Source organism: Pseudokordiimonas caeni, from assembly GCF_026719705.1.
Taxonomy (GTDB): Bacteria; Pseudomonadota; Alphaproteobacteria; order Sphingomonadales; family Kordiimonadaceae; genus Gimibacter; species Gimibacter caeni.
On record NZ_JAPPRR010000002.1, the window covers coordinates 1 to 17,851 of the forward strand.

13 protein-coding genes are annotated in these 17,851 nt (G+C 61.2%); 5 read left to right on the forward strand and 8 right to left on the reverse strand.

All coding sequences use genetic code 11. The features are described from left to right. The 4 genes from OU694_RS08675 to OU694_RS08690 all read left to right on the forward strand — a co-directional run. Window positions 1-328: hypothetical protein (locus tag OU694_RS08675; protein WP_308910603.1), on the forward strand; the 328-nt coding region annotated here is incomplete at its 5' end. 232 nt (window positions 329-560) lie between these two features. Next, the gene (locus OU694_RS08680; protein WP_308910604.1) at window positions 561-1,979 is read left to right on the forward strand and encodes a M23 family metallopeptidase; all 1,419 of its coding nucleotides are present in this window, start codon (window positions 561-563) and stop codon (window positions 1,977-1,979) included. Between the two features lie 117 nt (window positions 1,980-2,096). Beyond that, window positions 2,097-2,633 carry a hypothetical protein gene (locus OU694_RS08685; RefSeq protein ID WP_308910605.1) on the forward strand — a complete coding sequence of 179 codons (537 nt, stop codon included), beginning with the start codon at window positions 2,097-2,099 and terminating at the stop codon, window positions 2,631-2,633. A gap of 265 nt (window positions 2,634-2,898) precedes the next feature. Then, window positions 2,899-5,880, forward strand: a complete 2,982-nt coding sequence (locus tag OU694_RS08690) for a TonB-dependent receptor domain-containing protein (protein ID WP_308910606.1) — start codon at window positions 2,899-2,901, stop codon at window positions 5,878-5,880. A gap of 153 nt (window positions 5,881-6,033) precedes the next feature. Here the strand turns inward: OU694_RS08690 and OU694_RS08695 are convergent, their stop codons facing one another. Further along, window positions 6,034-7,044 (reverse strand): hypothetical protein, encoded by a 1,011-nt coding sequence (locus OU694_RS08695; RefSeq protein ID WP_308910607.1) that lies wholly within the window; start codon window positions 7,042-7,044, stop codon window positions 6,034-6,036. A 207-nt stretch (window positions 7,045-7,251) separates the two neighbouring features. Between OU694_RS08695 and OU694_RS08700 the strand changes: the two genes are divergently transcribed. After that, the gene (locus OU694_RS08700; RefSeq protein ID WP_308910608.1) at window positions 7,252-8,538 is read left to right on the forward strand and encodes an aspartyl/asparaginyl beta-hydroxylase domain-containing protein; all 1,287 of its coding nucleotides are present in this window, start codon (window positions 7,252-7,254) and stop codon (window positions 8,536-8,538) included. A 14-nt stretch (window positions 8,539-8,552) separates the two neighbouring features. Here the strand turns inward: OU694_RS08700 and OU694_RS08705 are convergent, their stop codons facing one another. The 7 genes from OU694_RS08705 to ispG form a co-directional block, all read right to left on the reverse strand. Continuing rightward, window positions 8,553-9,584, reverse strand: a complete 1,032-nt coding sequence (locus OU694_RS08705; protein ID WP_308910609.1) for a hypothetical protein — start codon at window positions 9,582-9,584, stop codon at window positions 8,553-8,555. Between the two features lie 166 nt (window positions 9,585-9,750). Continuing rightward, window positions 9,751-12,351 carry an ATP-dependent chaperone ClpB gene (gene clpB, locus OU694_RS08710; protein ID WP_308910610.1) on the reverse strand — a complete coding sequence of 867 codons (2,601 nt, stop codon included), beginning with the start codon at window positions 12,349-12,351 and terminating at the stop codon, window positions 9,751-9,753. Window positions 12,352-12,585: 234 nt separating this feature from the next. Then, on the reverse strand, window positions 12,586-13,296 hold the full coding sequence (locus OU694_RS08715; RefSeq protein WP_308910611.1) for a DUF4167 domain-containing protein: 711 nt from the start codon (window positions 13,294-13,296) through the stop codon (window positions 12,586-12,588). Between the two features lie 183 nt (window positions 13,297-13,479). Then, entirely contained in the window at window positions 13,480-14,343 is an 864-nt protein-coding gene (prmC, locus tag OU694_RS08720; RefSeq protein ID WP_308910612.1) for a peptide chain release factor N(5)-glutamine methyltransferase, read from the reverse strand. Then, window positions 14,343-15,425: a peptide chain release factor 1 gene (gene prfA, locus OU694_RS08725; protein WP_373460294.1), complete on the reverse strand. Its 1,083-nt coding sequence runs from the start codon at window positions 15,423-15,425 to the stop codon at window positions 14,343-14,345. Before prfA ends, prmC begins: the two co-directional genes overlap by 1 nt. Window positions 15,426-15,428: 3 nt before the next feature. Further along, window positions 15,429-16,667: a histidine--tRNA ligase gene (gene hisS, locus OU694_RS08730; protein WP_308910613.1), complete on the reverse strand. Its 1,239-nt coding sequence runs from the start codon at window positions 16,665-16,667 to the stop codon at window positions 15,429-15,431. A gap of 23 nt (window positions 16,668-16,690) precedes the next feature. Then, on the reverse strand, window positions 16,691-17,803 hold the full coding sequence (gene ispG / locus OU694_RS08735) for a flavodoxin-dependent (E)-4-hydroxy-3-methylbut-2-enyl-diphosphate synthase (RefSeq protein ID WP_308910614.1): 1,113 nt from the start codon (window positions 17,801-17,803) through the stop codon (window positions 16,691-16,693). Window positions 17,804-17,851 lie beyond the last annotated feature (48 nt).

The following is a 17,851-nucleotide window of genomic DNA, read 5'->3' on the forward strand; positions in this document are numbered from 1 at the left end:
GTCCCATGCCCAGTATCCAGTACCAGGCCGGACCACCGTCCGCATCTCCCTTCCAAATCACAATGTCAAAGAGCAAAAACGGCCTGACCGAAAATTTCAGTCTGTCAAACAGATCCTCTGTTTTGGGCAGGCTTTCATACCGGACCGGACTTTCGTCAGCGTGCGGCAGGGCGACTTGTATATGGTGACTGGCGCCACCGTGTCAAGCGTGATTTGCATCACATTCGCCATCCGAGCGGTTTGGCATTCTTTCAGGCGTCTTGGCGTTTCCGCCGCGTCGCCGTCAGAGCAGCGCGCCCCGTCGGTGGAGCGGTTTCTAGGGGGATGACCGGTCAAACGCAAGGGCTTTTTTCCAGAAATTCCATTTTTTCCATCTTTGATCTCTATATCTCATATAAATCAAACAGTTAGATATGTCGCCGCCTCTGACCGCCCCGCGAGACACCGCTTTCCGCATGGCAGCCCTGTTGCCCTATATAGATAAAGACGATATGAAGGCTTCAACGGGGGCGCCGGGGGAATCAGCGGCGTCGATACTAGTTATAAGGATAAGCGGACGCATGCAGGGGAAGTGGCACCGCCTTCAGGCGCGGCTCAGTGATATTACGGGTTTCTCGGGGGGAGAATCGGCAAAGCGCAAACAGCATGCGATGCTGTTCGGTACCGCGCTTGCGGGCGGGCTTGCCCTCACCCTGCTGACGGGAGGTGTCGACGAATCGCCCGCCCCCGTTATTCCCGAAACAAATGTATCGCTGCTGGCGGAGGATGCCGCGGCTACGCTACCGCCCGAATCGATGTTGCCTGCCGAGCCAGTAGAAGAATCCTTCCACCTGAAGTCCGGCGAGACACTGACCGAGCTGTTCGCCCGCGCCGGGATCGAACGCGGCGAGGCCCATGCGGCTGTCGCCGCCCTTCGCCCCGTGATGGACCTGCGCCGCCTGAAGACCGGCCAGGATGTCCGCCTGATTCGGGCGGAAGGTGACAAGGCCCGTATCGAAAGCCTGCGCATGCGCGCGGCCTTTGACCGCGAAGCCGTGCTGACGCGGACTGACGAGGGCCTGAAGGCCGAAGCCGCGGACCTTCCGACCGTTGCCCTCACCCATTTTGCCGAAGGCCGCATCGAGGACAGCCTCTATCTGTCCGCCAAGCGGGCCGGGCTGCCGGACAAGGTCATTGTCGACATGATTCGCTTGATGAGCTTCGATGTGGACTTCGAACGCGACATCCGCGAAGGCGACGCGTTTGAGATCTATTTCGAGCGGCGCTATTCACCCGTCTTCGGGGATACCGACGAAGGCAATATCCTGCGCGCCAAACTCGTCACCCGCCGCACCACGCTTGAAGCCAACCGCTTCGTGCATGCGGACGGCGAAGCCGACTATTACGATTCGGAAGGCAAGAGCACCCGCAAGAGCATCATGCTTACACCCGTGGACGGTGCGCGCCTGACATCCAAGTTCGGCCGCCGCAGGCATCCGGTACTTGGCTATACGAAAATGCACAAGGGGCTCGATTTCGGTGCACCACGCGGCACCCCGGTGATGGCGGCCGGCGACGGCATTGTCGAAAAGGCATCGCCCTATGGTTCCTACGGCAATTATATCCGCATCCGTCACGGCGACAGCCACTACAAGACAGCCTATGCCCACCTCAATGGTTTCGCCAAGGGCGTGAAGGCCGGAGCGCGGGTACGGCAGGGCCAGATCATCGGCTATGTGGGCACCACCGGCCGTTCAACCGGCCCCCACCTTCACTATGAGATCCTTGCCGGCAACAAGCAGGTCAACCCGCTTGGCATCAAGCTGCCCACCGGTCGCAAACTGAAGGGCCAGGAAATGCTGGCCTTCCAGGAGAACCGCGAGCTGATGCTGGCCGATATCGGGCAGATCCGCACCGTGAACACGGTGCTGCTGGCCGAAGCCGCAGACGTGGACGGGCAAGAAACAGCTGATAGCCCGGTCATGGCCGGCCGTCGCTGATCATAGCCCCGTCTCTGTCGGGCATTCCCTTATAACGGATAACGAGGTCCGGTTTTCATGCGCAGCGCCGCCTATATATATAAGTCTGTTCTGTTTGCCTGCAGTGCGGGTGCTGTGATGGCTGGCACCGCAGTGTCGGCGGATGATGCGGCTACCACCCTTGCTGCCTTCCGGGCCTGCACGGATATTGGCGACGATACGGCGCGGCTTGCCTGTTTCGACAAGGCGGCAAGCGCTGGCGGTCTGGCAGCCGCAGAGCGTGCGCTCGCCGAAGCCCGCGTCGCCCAAGCCGAAGCGGCGGCGGCAAAAGTGGAAGCCGACCGCAAGCGCCGCGAAGCCGAAGCCGAAGCCGAAGCCCTTGCCGCCAGAGCAGCCGAGAAGAAGGCTGCCGACGCCATGTCCTTCGGGGCCGACAAGGACCGCGCCGATGCCGATGAGATAACGGCAACGGTAACCCGCATTGTGGCCACACCGGTCGGTCGGGTTCTCTTCTATCTCGACAATGGCACCATCTGGGAACAAACGGACTCGAAGGCTGTCCGGGAGAACCGCATTCTCAACACCAGCGTGATCGTCAAGCGTGCAGCCCTGGGTGGCTTCGTCCTCACTATATCGGACCTTGGCATCGTGCACCGGGTGAAGCGTCGCCGCTGACGAGCAACGCTCCGCGCGCCCATTCCTGCCCCACGCAAAACCGAGCGTTTCTGCGGCTTCCCCAGTTGCCGCAGCACCCTTCGCTCACCCTTCGTTTATATCTGTTGCAGGAAAAACACACCATCGTGTTAATCCGAAGTTAACGCCCTCCCGAATGTGAAAGTTTTCTGTCAACTCGCGACAGAATCTGGCTAGAGCTAGGGGGCGGATAAAATTTTCCGCCATTCCGAGTGCTTGGAAAGCAATAATAGAGAGGAAACGCAGAGTGTCTAAGGAACTCTTGAACCTGCGCCGCGCCGCCCTTCTGGGTAGCGCCGCCACGCTTCTCGCCTCGTCCTTCACGGGCGTCGCAGTTGCACAAGACCAGTCCGGTGACGATGAATTCGTCATCGAAGAAGTGATCGTAACCGGCTCGCTGATCCGCAACCCGAACCTCGTTCGTTCGGCTCCGGTTGCTGTGGTCTCGACCGATGAGATGACCTTCCAGCAAACCAACGTTGCCGAAGAAATCCTTCGCGAGATCCCGGGCATGGTCCCGTCGATCGGCTCGAACGTGAACAACGGTAACGGCGGCTTCTCGTACGTCAACCTGCGCGGTATCGGCTCGAACCGTAACATCGTTCTGATCGACGGCCAGCGTCTGTCCCCGTCGGAACTGAACGGCCGTTTCGACCTGAACAACGTTCCGCTTGCCCTCGTCGAGCGCGTTGACGTGCTGACCGGCGGTGCTTCGACCACCTACGGTGCTGACGCCCTCGGCGGCGTGGTCAACTTCGTGACCAAGCGCGACTTCAACGGCGTTGAAATGAACGCTGCTTACGGCGTCACCGAAGAAGGCGACGGCGACACCAAGCGTTTCGAAGTCACCATGGGTGCTGACCTCGGCGACGGCAAAGGCAACGCCGTTGTGAGCATCGGTTACCAGGATTCGAAGCCTGTTTACCAGGGCGACCGTGCATATTCGGTTTGCTCGCTCGGTTCGGGCAACGGTCTCTGCGGCGGTTCGGGCCTCGGGCCCTACAACACCCGCTTTGGTAACGTGAACCCGACCGGCACCGACGGCGGCAACCTCGCCCTTGGTGGCGTTCAGGACGACCGCACCTTCGGCGCGGCCTTCACGCCCTTCAACTTCAACCCCTTCAACGTCTATCAGACCCCGTTTGAACGCTACAACATCTATGCTGCAGCAAACTACGAGATCGCTGAAGGCGTCGAAGTCTACACCCGCGGCATCTTCTCGCGTAACGTTGTAGAGACCATCATTGCTCCTTCGGGCGCATTCGGTGACTCGGTAACTGTTTCGCTGAGCCACCCCTATCTGTCGGACGCTCAGCGTAACGCATTCTGCGCATTCGACACCCAGGCTGGCGACGGCTACACCCCGCTCTTCACGCAAGCAGAGTGCGATGCTGCTGCCACCGCAACCAGCCCGAACGACCCGAACTACCGTGAAGTTGACACCCAGCTGCGTCGTCGTAACGTAGAAGGCGGCCCGCGTGTTTCCGAATACTCGGCCGACTATTTCGACTATCAGCTCGGTTTCCGCGGTGACATCACCGAGAGCATCAGCTGGGATGTTTACGGCTCGTACGGCGAAAGCCGTCAGTCGCAGCTCCAGCAGGGCTACTGGCTGAAGTCGCGCTTCCGTCAAGGCCTGCTCGCTGGCCCGGACGGCTGCTTCGACTCGTCGAACGGCTGCGTACCGGTTGACTTCTTCGGTCCGACCGGCTCGATCAACGAAGAAATGACTGCCTTCCTGCAAGGCGGCGAGTCGACCGTTGTCACCAAGTTCGACATGGCCCAGGTCAAGGGCGTTGTCAGCGGTGAAACCGGCTGGACCCTGCCGTGGGCTTCGGAAGCTGTTAACTTCGCAGTTGGCGGCGAATACCGTAAGTACTCCGGTGCCCAGAAGTCTGACCTCCTCTCCAAGGGCGGTGACCTCGGCGGCGCTGGTGGTGCAGCTCCGGACATCTCCGGTGGCTACAGCGTTTACGAAGGTGTTGCGGAATTCGTTGTTCCGGTTGTGAGCGACGCTTCGTGGGCCAAATCGCTGAACTTCGAAGCTGGTATCCGTTATTCGGACTATTCGATCGATGCCGATACCAACCCGTCGTTCTCGACCACGACCTGGAAACTGGGCACGAGCTGGACGCCGGTTGATGACATCACCTTCCGCGCTACCTTCGCTCGCGCAGTTCGCGCTCCGAACATTGCCGAACTGTTTGCTCCGGTAACCACCAACCTGACCAACCTCGGCGACGATCCGTGCGCCTCGGTTGACGATAACGGCCAAGTGGTCAACTCCGGCCCGACCGGTGTTGTTCGCGACGTCTGTATCGCTCAGGGTGCTCCGGCAGGTACGATCGGCGCCATTCCGTTCCCGGCAGCTGGCCAAGCCAACTACACGGGCGGTGGCAACATCAACCTGACCCCGGAAAAATCGGACAGCTGGACGCTTGGTGCGATCATCCAGCCGGCCGCTGTTCCGGGCCTGACAGTCACCATCGACTATTACAACATCAAGGTTGAAGAAGCGATCGCTCAGCCGACGCCGAACGACGCTCTCGACGCCTGCTTCGACAATCCGTCGACTTCCAACCCGGCTTGCCTTGCCATCGTTCGTTCGCCGATCGACGGTAGCCTCTCGGGCGACGAAGCTGTTGTAAAAGGTCTTCCGCTCGCCTTCTCGAACTCGGGTAACCTCGCTACCGACGGTATCGACGTGACCGTTTCGTACGGCCACACCTTCGGTGCGGTTGACTGGAACTCGACCTTCGCTGGCAACTGGACCAACAGCTCGACCTTCGAGGCCGTAACTGGTGTTTCGGGCGCTCGCGAGTGCGTGGGCCTCTACAGCGCGAACTGCGCCTCGATCCAGCCGAAGTTCAGCTGGAACTGGCGTAACACCTTCTCGGTGGACAAGTTCGACGTGTCGGTCATGTGGCGCCATATCGATGGCAACTCCTACGAGTTCGAAGGCGATCTGTTTGAAGGCGAGCTGCCCGATAACCTCGGCTACGCTAACTTCAACAAGATCGGTTCGTACGACTACTTCGACCTCTCGGTCCGTTACAACGTTCTCGAGAACGTTTCGATCACCGGCACCGTGTCGAACCTGTTCGACAAAGAGCCGCCGATCGTTGGTAACGACACCGGTTCGACCTCGTACAACAGCGGTAACACCTACCCGTCGACCTACGACGCTCTGGGCCGCCGCTACGGCATCTCGGCTAAAGTTACCTTCTAATTCGGGTAACCAGTCTGGAATATGGAAGGCGGGCCTGCGGGCCCGCCTTTCTTTTTGGACAAATTCGGCTTTGATGCGCCCGCCAATGCACAGCCAAGCACCAGCGCACGCCACAAGGTGCGCGCCGGACAATCAAGCTTCAGATGGTTTGGATCAGATAAGGGCCGACGGCAGTGTCAGCGGTACACCGGCATTCTTTGCCACCGCTTCTGCCCAGACGGTCACTTTCTCGATCTCGTCCGCATGCAGCGCTTCACCGCTTTCGCGTTCGCTTGCGCGTTCATCGGCGCCGAACGCTGTATCCGATTTGGAATGCCGGTTGAAGACAGGCCCTTCCACAATCTCTTTCACAGCTTCTGCCCCGAGCGGCACTTGGAAAAGAGCCGCAAGTGCCGTCATCGCCTTGTCGGGCGAGGCGACAAGCGTTTCGCTGTCCAGCGTACGGACACGCGCGCCAAACTGCCGGCTCATGCCCACGAACAAGGCCTGCTGGGCAAGCCAGCCAACGGCCGCTGCCTGCAGATCGGTGAGGCCCAGATAATCTTCACCCTGGAACCCCAGCTGGATAAGGCCGTCCCGGAGCTGCTTGATCATCAGGTCGCGTACCCAGAGGCGGCCCCACATGCCCTTGCGCGCAATCGATGCCAGAAAGACCGGCAGCGGCGCATGCAGCAGCAGCGCACGGGATTCCGGCAAAAGCTTAAGCATCAGGGGGGCGTAGCCATTGATCAGGTTCGATGGCTTCACAACCATCGTCTCGCCGGGTGAGAAGGGGCGGGCCAGAAGCCGCAGGGCATCCGTCATCACGGCAACAATCTGTTCAGGCCGCGCGCCCCGGTTTTTCCAGCCGGCAATATCATTGAAAATGACCGGCTCCTTCAGCCCCATCGAGAGGCCCGGCAGATCGAACGCCCGCGCCAGGAGCGTCGAACAGCAAAAAGCCGAATGGAAGATGAAATGCATGGGTGCTGCCGGCCCCTGGGCTGCCACCGCCTCGCGGCGCGCCACCGGCTTCGGGCTCTTGGCGCCCTGCAGATACTCGTCTGTCAGGAAAACGGCTGCACGGTGATCCTCGCGCGAGGCCGGGACATAATGCACGGCGTCGCGGTTCGGGTCATAGCGGTGCGGCCACCAGTCCGGATTGCTGGCTATCGTGCTCGTCAAATGTGCGCCCCTTCGTTGCATTTCTTCCCGGCCCTTCGTCTGTACCGTTCCAACCCCTGAAGGGGAAGTCAAGTTCTGGCCGGTGCGACACTTTTACGTCTTGAGTTTATTTGGATTTAGGTCTTCAGTTTAATATGTTCTAGGTATTGGGTTTAATCCGTTGCTCCACCAACCGGAGGCGGTCAAACCAAACAAGAAGGGTACGCCATGGCCAATATCCCTGCCACTGCTGCCACTCACCTGCGGTCTGCCGCCGATGCGCGGGCGAGCGGCAACCCGATACTGGAGCTGCAACATATCGAGGCAGCGATGAAAGATGCCCCCGGCCATCCCGTGGTGATGAACAGCCGCGGTATCCGCGCGCTCGCCGACCGCGAATTCGGGCTGGCCGCCGATTGCTTCCGGCAAGCTGCAGAGGCAGACAGCGGCGCCCCGGCCCTTTGGCTCAATCTCGCGACCGCGGCCCGCGGCCTCAAGGACACCAAGCTGGAACTCGAAGCGCTGGACCATATCCTCAGGATTGATCAGGCAGACCTGATGGCAAACATACGCCGCGCCGAAGTACATGAAATCCTGAACGAGACAAGCCAGGCCCTGCGCTATTGGTCGCAGGCCATTGCCATCGGCAGTGCCACACCTTCGCCCTCACCCATGGTGCAGGAGCTTCTAAAACATGGCCGGCAATTTGTTGCCACACAGCAGTCACGGCTTACCGAACGACTGGACAACCGTTTTCATGAGATGGCGACCGGACAGGGCATTGCCACCTCCCGCCGCATGCAAGCCGCGGTCGATGTCGCCCTTGGGCGCAGGCGCGTCTACCACAATGAATGTCACGGCCTGCATTTTCCCTTCCTGCCGGAGGACGAGTTTTTCGAGCGACACCATTTTCCCTGGATGGAGGAGATCGAGCGACACACGCCCGCGATCCGCGCCGAACTCGAATCGCTGCTGACCGAAGGCATGCCCGGCGCGCGCCCCTATGTCCGGATGGATCCCGGCACACCGCGCAACAAATGGAGCGACCTCGACAATTCCGAGCGCTGGAATGCCTATTTCCTGTGGCATCATGGCACGAGGGTCGAAGAAGCCTGCGCGCGTTGCCCCGCAACTGCCGCTGCCCTTGATGCCGTTCCGAGGTCCACCATCCCGGGCCGGGCGCCAACGGCCTTCTTCTCACTCCTTGCCCCCAAATCGAAGATTCCGCCGCACACCGGCGTCACCAATACACGGGCCATCGTCCATCTGCCGCTCATCGTGCCGGCCGGATGCGCCTTCCGGGTCGGCGGCGAAACACGGCCATGGGTCGAGGGTGAGGCCTTCGCCTTTGACGATACGATAGAGCATGAAGCCTGGAACGATAGCGACGAGCTGCGCGCCGTCCTCATCTTCGATGTCTGGAACCCGCACCTGACGACGGACGAACAGGCCCTTCTCAGCGCCTTCTTCGAGGAAGGCGCAGCCCTCGGCATCAGTACCGTCGTAGAGGCCTGAACACAGCCGCGGGCTCAGCCCGCCAGCGCCTCGCGCTGCAGGATGCCGTTCAGGCGGGTTGCCGCTTCATCGATGGCTTGCCGCAGCGCAAATTCGCCAAGCGGGCGGACAAGGCAATGCACGGTCGCGTCACCGATCTGCACGCAGGTGTCGCCCGCGCCGTCGCGGGGCTCCACAATCAGCACGAACCCGATACGCTGGTTGAGCGCGCGGGCACGCTCGATCAATTCGAGCCCCGTCATGTCGCCCAGCTGCTCGGCAGCCACGAGGACATCCACCTTGTCGGTTTCAAGGATGGCCAGGGCTTCACCGCCTGATTCCACCAGTTTCAGATGGTAGCGATTGGCAATGCGCTTGATAGGGCGGCCGAAATCCGCCACCTCCATCGCCGCCAGCACATTGGAACGACCGACCTTCAGCGCCAGCATCGCCGCCTCGCCGAGGATGGCCGGGGCGGTATGGTCCACTTCCTCGCCGTCGATGGCCACCTTCGTGCCCATGGTATCAAGAAAGGCCCAGCATTTGCCGCTGAGCCGATCGAGCCGCACCTTGCGGCCAAGCGAAAGATAATTCTGTGTGATGATCCGTTCCAGAAGATCGGACCCGACAGAGAGATGGTCGCGCGGGTCGATATCCACGAAAGTCGCCCCCTGCCCCAGCAGCAAAGTTTCGCCTGTCGCGTCATCGCCGACCGGCAGAAGGCACCATTCGGCATCCTTGTGGCGGTGGCCATATAGATAGCGACTGTGGCGCACCACGCCGATCTTCTGCTCGAAGCAGGGCAGCAGAATCTGCACCTGCAGCTTCTTCATCGCCTCGGGAAAGACAAAGCTGATCGATTTTCCGGTCAGGTCGACCCCTGCGACTTCATTGATGCTCTTGCCGCACTGGTCATAAATGATGTCGTCTCCAATCCGTCTGAAAACGGCTTCTGCACCTTTGAATTTCGGAAGTAATTCCTGAAAAGCGGATAAGGGTGGAAGCTCCTCGTCTGCCTTTACAGACAGCCAATAGGACAGCAATTCATTGGACGCCGGATGCTTCATTCGTGGTTCGCCTGATCGTTTACTTAGGGTGCCTGTTCAACCAGCCCGTGTCAAGTATTGTGCCTCGCTGTGTCAATACCCACAATTTATTGTGATTCATGACAGGATGATGACAAAGGGCCGGGTGAGATCGCCCACCCGGCCCTTTTCATGCTTCGCCCGATGATCAAGCAGCCGCGCTGGCGGCCGTGGCTTCCGGCGTCAGTACGAGGACACCTTCGCCTGCTTTCACCTTCACCCGGTCACCCGGCTTCACCTCGCCCTTCAGGAGGGCTTCGGCGAGCGGATCCTGCAGATATTTCTGCACCGTACGTTTCAGCGGACGGGCACCATATACGGGATCGTAGCCTGTCGCCGCCAGCCAGTCGCGCGCGTCCGCCGTAAGGTCGAGCGTGATCTTGCGCTCGTCCAGCAGCTTCTGCAGGCGGGCAACCTGGATATCGACGATGCCACCCATATTGTCGCGGCCAAGCCGGTGGAACAGAACGATCTCGTCAAGCCGGTTCAGGAATTCGGGGCGGAAGGCACCGCGCACTACTTCCATCACACCATCCCGCACGCTTTCCACCTCCTCGCCTTCGCCAAGGCCCGCGATCAGGTGCGAACCGAGGTTGGAAGTGAGGATGATGAGCGTGTTGGTGAAATCGACCGTCCGGCCCTGACCATCGGTCAGACGGCCATCATCCAGCACCTGCAACAGCACGTTGAAGACATCGGGGTGGGCCTTCTCGACCTCGTCAAACAGCACCACCTGATAAGGCCGGCGCCGCACGGCTTCGGTCAGCACCCCGCCTTCCTCATAGCCGACATAGCCCGGAGGCGCACCAATGAGGCGGCTCACCGCATGCTTTTCCATGAATTCAGACATGTCGATGCGGACCATCGCGGTGTCGTCATCAAACAGGAAGCCCGCCAGCGCCTTCGTCAGTTCGGTCTTGCCCACACCGGTCGGCCCGAGGAACAGGAAGCTGCCAAGCGGCCGGTTCGGGTCCTGCAGGCCTGCACGCGCCCGGCGTACCGAGCGGGAAACAGCGGCCACAGCCTCGGCCTGACCGATCACCCGGCGGCCGATCTCGTCTTCCATGCGCAGGAGCTTGTCGCGCTCGCCTTCCAGCATCTTGTCCACCGGCACACCGGTCCAGCGGGAAACGACCCCGGCGATATCCTGTGCCGTCACCTCTTCGCGCAGCATCGCGCTTTCGTTCACGGTCGAGGCTTCCTGCAGGCGCGCTTCAAGGCCGGGGATCACCCCGTGCTGCAGTTCGCCCGCGCGGCCGAAATCACCCCGGCGCTGGGCCTGTTCCAGCTCGAGCCGAGCAGCTTCCAGCTTTTCCTTGATCTGGGTTTCGCCGTGGATCTTGTCACGCTCGGCCTGCCAGCGCACTGTCAGCTCGGCCGATTTCTGCTCAAGGTCCGCCAGTTCCTTCTCCAGCTGTTCGAGCCGGGCCTTGGACCCTTCGTCCTTTTCCTTTTTCAGCGCTTCGCGTTCGATCTTCAGCTGGATGATGCGGCGATCGAGCTCGTCGATTTCTTCGGGCTTGGATTCCGTTTCCATCCGCAGGCGGCTCGCGGCCTCGTCCATCAGGTCGATGGCTTTGTCGGGCAGGAAGCGGTCCGTGATGTAACGGTTGGAAAGCTGGGCCGCCGAGACAAGCGCACCATCGGTGATGCGCACGCCGTGGTGCAGCTCGTACTTTTCCTTCAGGCCGCGCAGGATCGAGATCGTGTCCTCAACGGTCGGCTCGCCCACGAACACCGGCTGGAAACGCCGCTCAAGCGCTGCGTCTTTCTCCACATATTTGCGGTATTCATTCAGCGTGGTGGCACCGATGCAATGCAGTTCGCCGCGTGCCAGCGCAGGCTTCAGGAGGTTCGAGGCATCCATCGCCCCGTCCGTCTTGCCAGCCCCCACGAGCGTGTGCATCTCATCGATGAACAGCACTACGTCGCCCTCGCCGTGCGCCACTTCCTGCAGCACACCCTTCAGGCGTTCTTCAAATTCGCCGCGATATTTGGCGCCAGCGATCAGCGCGCCCATATCGAGCGCCATGATCTTCTTGTTCTTCAGGCTATCCGGCACATCACCATTGGCGATCCTGAGCGCGAGGCCCTCGGCGATCGCGGTTTTACCCACGCCCGGTTCGCCGATCAGCACCGGATTATTCTTGGTGCGACGGGAAAGGACCTGGATGGTGCGACGGATTTCCTCATCGCGACCGATCACAGGGTCAAGCTTGCCCGAGCGCGCCCGTTCCGTCAGGTCCTGCGCGAAGCGCTTCAGCGCGTCGTAGCGGTCCTCGGCGGATGCGGTATCGGCGGTACGACCCTTGCGGATATTGTTGATTGCAGTATTCAGCGTCTGCGGGGTTACCCCGGCAGCGGCAAGGATACGCGCGCTTTCCGCCTTCGCTGTCATCAGAAGGGCAAGGAGCAGGCGTTCTGCGGTGACAAACTTGTCACCGGCCTTTTCAGCCACTTCCTCAGCCTTGGCAAAAACCTGCGCAGTCGCCGGGTCCAGATGCAATTGCCCTGCCCCGGTGCCTTCAACGCGCGGCAGTTTTGCGAGTGTCTCTTCCGTATCCTTCAGTGCCTGTTCGGGCTTGCCGCCGGCAGCCCGGATGAGACCGGCCGCGAGGCCTTCCTTGTCGTCAAGCAGAACTTTCAGGATATGTTCGGGCGTGAAACGCTGATGGTTTTCACGAAGCGCCAGCGATTGGGCGCTTTGAATGAAGCCGCGGGTGCGGTCGGTATATTGTTCGATATTCATGTGTCATCAACCCCATGTCCGTGCGCGTCCTTCATCAGAAGCAACGTCACTTGTTGAAATTGCTGGCCGCCCTCTTCGAGGCACAGCCTGGCTTGTCCATGATGTGGGGAAGGATAGCACAGACGACAAGACCCGGGACCGGGTGAAATTGTCGCAGCGACCGTGACACCGAATACAAAAGGCCGCCCCGTTAGTGCGGCGCGGCCTTTGCAATCAATTTTTCGGGCTCAAGCCTCAGGCGGCTTCGCCACCTTCACTTGGCGTATCGCCCGAGGCGCGCGGACGGCGCGGCGCACGGGGGCGGCGCGGCTTCACTTCACGCAAGGCCCCGCCTTCAAACTCAAGCTCGGGATGCACTTCAACCGGCTGGTCGGCTTCAGCGGGGTCGGCGCGACGACGGCCACGCGGCGCTGCTGCGGCGAGCGGCAGTTCGGCCTCGTTGCCAGCCCCTTCGTCGTTGCTGCGATTACCGGCTGAATCATCGTCGTTGCTGTCACCGTTTGCATCGTCCTGCGGGCGCCCGCCACGGCCACGACCGCGGCTCCGGCCCCGGCGGCCACGGTCCCGGCGCTCTTCATTGTCGGACTGCTGCTGGCCCTGGCCTTCGTTCTCGGCCTCGGTGTCGCCGTCATCCTCGTCGTCGGCGCCACCGTCTTCGCCGTCCTGATCGGCATCGTCGTCATAGAAGCGGTCAGGCCCGCGCAGTTCATTCAGAACGCGCTGATAGTGATCGGCAAACTGGAAATAATATTCAGCCTGCACGCGGTCGCCGGCCTGCATGGCCTCTCGCGCGAGATTCTTGTATTTCTCAAGATGCTGTTTGGGGTTGCCCCGCACCCGCGTATCAACGCGGTTACCGGGGCTATTGCCGCCATTCTTCGCCCCACCCTTGTTACGGGACGAGGAGCGCGCGCGGGATTTCCGCGAATTTTGTGGTTGTTTCATGCGAAATCACTGTTAACGATTTTCAGAAATAACGTCTTCGCGGCGCCTTGAAGCGCCCTTGGTTCCGATATCGCCAAATCCAATTGTCGGAAGTGTCCCGAGACGTGCGGCCCTTTTTCATCCCGCATGTCTGGCGAAGACAGGGTCACCCTAGCGCCTCGGGCCCAGCATTCCAAGGCCAATTTAGCTATTTTTTGCTTTTTTTGCCGCCACCACGCGCTCGATACCCGCAAGATCCTGCCGGATGCGGATGTCGGCAAGGCCGGCAGCAGCAAAAAGACCTGCTACATCGTGCGCTTGTCCTTCGCCCACCTCTACGGCCAGAAGCCCGTCATCAGCAAGCCGCGCCGGTGCCCCGCTTGCAATGATGCGATAGGCTGCAAGGCCATCGGGCCCGCTTGTCAGAGCCGTATAGGGCTCAAAGTCGCGCACATCCTTCATCAGCCCTGCCATATCGGCTTCGGCGATATAGGGTGGGTTCGAAAGGATGGCATCAAAGCCGCCCTCGGGCGTATCAACATTCGCGAACCAGTCGGACTTCACCAGCTTTGTGCGCCCGGCAAGCCGAAGGTGCCCGGCATTGTGCGCGGCAACAGCGAGGGCTGCGTCACTCACATCCACTCCGGTGCCGGAGGTGCGGGGGCGTTCATGGAGAACGGATAGGAGAATACAGCCGCTGCCCGTGCCAAGGTCGAGGACAGTACGCGCTGCATCGGGCGGCAGATGCGCGAGCGCGGTTTCCACCAGCGTTTCGGTATCGGGCCGCGGGATCAGCGTGGCGGGCGTCACCATGAAATCGAGGCCCCAGAATTCCTGGGTGCCGACGATATAGGCCACAGGTTCCCCCGTTTGCCGCCGCGCGACGAATTTCGCGAACTGTGCCGCACCGGCTTCATCGGGGGCCGTGCGCGCATCCATCACGAGGCGCGATTTGGCCCAGCCGGTGGCGGCAAGGAACAGGCGTTCGGCATCGATCCGGGCACAGTCGCCAGCCACACCGGCCAAGGCCTCGGCAGCATCACGCACCAGTTCGAAAGCCGGCCTCATTAAAGGGTCGCCTCCATGGCCGACAGACGTGCCGCCTGATCTTCGGCCACCAGCGCATCGATCACCTCGCCAAGCGCATCACCCGAAAGGACAAGCTCAAGCTTGTGAAGCGTGAGGCCGATCCGGTGATCGGTTACGCGGCCTTGCGGGAAATTGTAGGTGCGGATGCGTTCCGACCGGTCGCCCGAGCCGACCTGCGCGGCGCGGGCGTCGGAGCGTTCCTTTGCCGCCTTTTCGCGTTCCAGATCATAAAGCCGTGCCCGCAGGATCTTCATCGCCTTGTCGCGGTTCTTGTGCTGCGACTTTTCGCTTTGCGTCACCACGATACCGGTCGGCAAGTGGGTGATACGCACGGCAGAGTCAGTCGTGTTGACGTGCTGGCCACCGGCACCGGAAGAGCGCATCGTATCGATACGGATATCCTGCTCGCGGATTTCGATATCCACATCCTCGGCTTCCGGCAGCACGGCCACGGTTGCGGCGGAGGTATGGATACGCCCGCCCGATTCCGTCACCGGCACGCGCTGCACGCGGTGCACACCAGATTCGAACTTGAACTTGGCGAACACGCCCTTGCCCGAAACACTGGCGATCACTTCCTTGAAGCCCCCGACCTCGGCTTGGGACGCCGAGATCATCTCGACCTTCCAGCCCTGCAGAGCGGCATAACGTTCATACATGCGGTAAAGGTCGCCCGCGAAAAGCGCTGCTTCATCGCCGCCCGTGCCAGCGCGGATTTCAAGGATGGCCGAGCGTTCGTCGGCAGAATCCTTGGGCAGAAGCTCGATCGACAGATCATGCTCCATATCCGGCAGGCGTTCCTTCAGGGCCTCAAGCTCTTCTTCCGCCAGTTCGCGCATCTCGGCATCGCCGGATTTGAGCATGTCCTTGAGGTCGATCAGTTCCAGCCGCGCTGCCTTCACCGCCTTGGCGGCATCCACGACGGGCCCAAGATCGGCATATTCCTTCGAAAGCTTCACAAACTCGGCCGAAGAATGCGCGGACGGGTCACCCAGTTGGTGAGCGAGATACTCATGACGGACCAGAAGCTGCTCGATCCGCTCGTCGCTGATCGTCGCCATGCCTCAGGCCTCCAAAGACGCCGCAAGCTCAGCCAGCGCAACCTCGCGCTGGTCGCCGCTGTCGAGGTCTTTCACGACCGCAACACCCTTCTCAAGCTCGCTGTCGCCAAGGATGACCGCATAGCGGGCATTTGCCTTCGCCGCACGCGTCAGGCGCTTGCCAAGGTTGCCGGAACGATCCTGAGTGACCAGATGGCCGGCATCGCGCAGGGCTTCGGCAACGGCGAAAGCCTTCACGGTGGCGGCATCCCCCATTGGCAGCACGATTGTGCCACGCGGGGTGCCCGGGTCTTCGGCAAGCAGCATCGACAGGCGTTCGATCCCGCCGGCCCAGCCAATCCCTGCCGTGGCGGGGCCGCCGAGCTGGGCGATGAGGCCGTCATAGCGACCACCCGCCAGCACCGTGCCCTGCGCCCCGAGCTGCGACGTCACGAACTCGAACGCCGTGTGGGTATAGTAATCAAGCCCGCGCACGAGCCGCTCGTCATGCACATAGGGCACGCCGACCGCTTCGAGGCCCGCTTTGACACGGTTGAAGAAATCAAGCGAGGCTTCGTTCAGGAACTGCGACATATTGGGCGCATCCGCCACCAGCACCCGATCGCCTTCATCCTTGCTATCAAGGATACGCAGCGGGTTCGTCGTCAGGCGGCGCTGACTGTCTTCCGAAAGCTTGTCCTTGTGCGCGCTGAAATAGGTAACGAGCGCATCGCGGTATGCCGCGCGGCTTTCAACGTCACCAAGCGTATTCAGGTGCAGCACCACATCTTTCGAGATGCCGAGCGTTTTGAGGATACGCCAGGCGAAGGCCAGCATGTCGACATCGGCTTCGGGGTCAGCAGGGCCCAGAAGCTCGGCATTGATCTGGTGGAACTGGCGGTAGCGGCCCTTCTGCGGGCGCTCGTACCGGAACACGGGGCCGTGGCTCATCAGGCGGCACGGCAGGTTCTGCTGCATGCCGTTCGAGATGAAAGCACGGCACACACCCGCCGTAAATTCGGGGCGCAAGGTCACTTCCTCGCCGCCACGGTCGGTGAAGGTGTACATCTCCTTGGAGACGATATCGGACGCGTCCCCCAAGGGCCGCTTGAACACTTCGGTGAATTCGAAAATCGGGGTGGCGAGGTCTTCAAACCCATAGGCAAGGCCGGTCTGCCGGAAGGTGTCGATCACCTTCTGCATGCGCCGCATGTCTTCGCCAAAAAGGTCGCGCGTGCCCCGCGCCGGTTGCAGTTTGGACACTGGTCTGATCCTTGAGAGAATAGCTATTCAGCGGCTTTGGCTGCCGCGTCGATTTCGGCCGCCTTGGCCTCGACAAGCTCGACAATATGGTCAACGAGCCGGTCATCGGTGATCTTGTGGTCGGTGACGCCCGAGAGATAAACCATATGGTTGCCCTGCCCGCCGCCGGTGAGGCCAATGTCGGTTTCCCGCGCTTCGCCTGGGCCATTCACCACGCAGCCGATGATCGACAGGCTGAGGGGCGTATGGATATGCGCAAGGCGTTCCTCCAGCACTTCCACCGTCTTGATCACCGGGAAGGCCTGCCGCGCACAGGACGGGCAGGAAACGATCCGCACGCCGCGGTGGCGAAGGCCAAGCGACTTCAGGATTTCAAAGCCGGCCTTGACTTCCTCGACCGGTTCCGCCGACAGCGAAACCCGGATCGTGTCGCCGATCCCGGCCCAGAGGAGCGAACCGATACCGATGGCGGACTTGACCGTACCGCCGCGCAGACCACCCGCTTCAGTGATGCCAAGGTGCAGCGGATAATCGCAGGCGTCGGCAAGGCCGTAATAGGATGCAACGGCGAGGAACACGTCCGACGCCTTCACGCTGATCTTGAATTCGCGGAAGTCGTTGTCTTCCAGAATGCGGGCATGCTCCAGCGCACTTTCCACCAGTGCTTCGGGGCACGGCTCACCGTATTTCTCGAGAAGATGCCGCTCGAGCGAGCCGCCGTTCACACCGATCCGCATCGAGCAACCGTTTGCCTTGGCGGCACGAACAACCTCTTTCACGCGGTCGGCCGAGCCGATATTGCCCGGATTGATGCGCAGACACGCAGCTCCGGCGTCAGCGGCTTCAAGCGCGCGCTTATAATGGAAATGGATGTCGGCGATGATCGGCACGCCCGCCTCGCGGCAGATTTCCGGCATCGCAGCCGTGCTGGCTTCATCGGGACAAGAAACGCGCACGAGATCGGCGCCGGCTTCCACCGCCTTGTGGATCTGTTCGATCGTCGCCTTGGCGTCGGAGGTCAGCGTGTTCGTCATCGTCTGCACGGCAATCGGCGCGTCACCACCGACCGGCACGTTGCCGACCATGATCTGGCGCGATTTGCGGCGGCTGATGTCTCTCCACGGACGGATGCTCATGTCCGGCTTCCTCGTACTGCGCTGAAAGGGCGGGACGACCACAACAAT

What these genes read in the sequence shown, in the direction of transcription:
- OU694_RS08715 (WP_308910611.1), bottom strand. Translation starts at nt 13,296, where the DNA reads ATGAAACAACCACAAAATTCGCGGAAATCCCGCGCGCGCTCCTCGTCC.
- ispG (WP_308910614.1), bottom strand. Translation starts at nt 17,803, where the DNA reads ATGAGCATCCGTCCGTGGAGAGACATCAGCCGCCGCAAATCGCGCCAG.
- OU694_RS08685 (WP_308910605.1), top strand. Translation starts at nt 2,097, where the DNA reads ATGGCTGGCACCGCAGTGTCGGCGGATGATGCGGCTACCACCCTTGCT.
- clpB (WP_308910610.1), bottom strand. Translation starts at nt 12,351, where the DNA reads ATGAATATCGAACAATATACCGACCGCACCCGCGGCTTCATTCAAAGC.
- OU694_RS08700 (WP_308910608.1), top strand. Translation starts at nt 7,252, where the DNA reads ATGGCCAATATCCCTGCCACTGCTGCCACTCACCTGCGGTCTGCCGCC.
- OU694_RS08705 (WP_308910609.1), bottom strand. Translation starts at nt 9,584, where the DNA reads ATGAAGCATCCGGCGTCCAATGAATTGCTGTCCTATTGGCTGTCTGTA.
- prmC (WP_308910612.1), bottom strand. Translation starts at nt 14,343, where the DNA reads ATGAGGCCGGCTTTCGAACTGGTGCGTGATGCTGCCGAGGCCTTGGCC.
- OU694_RS08680 (WP_308910604.1), top strand. Translation starts at nt 561, where the DNA reads ATGCAGGGGAAGTGGCACCGCCTTCAGGCGCGGCTCAGTGATATTACG.
- prfA (WP_373460294.1), bottom strand. Translation starts at nt 15,425, where the DNA reads ATGGCGACGATCAGCGACGAGCGGATCGAGCAGCTTCTGGTCCGTCAT.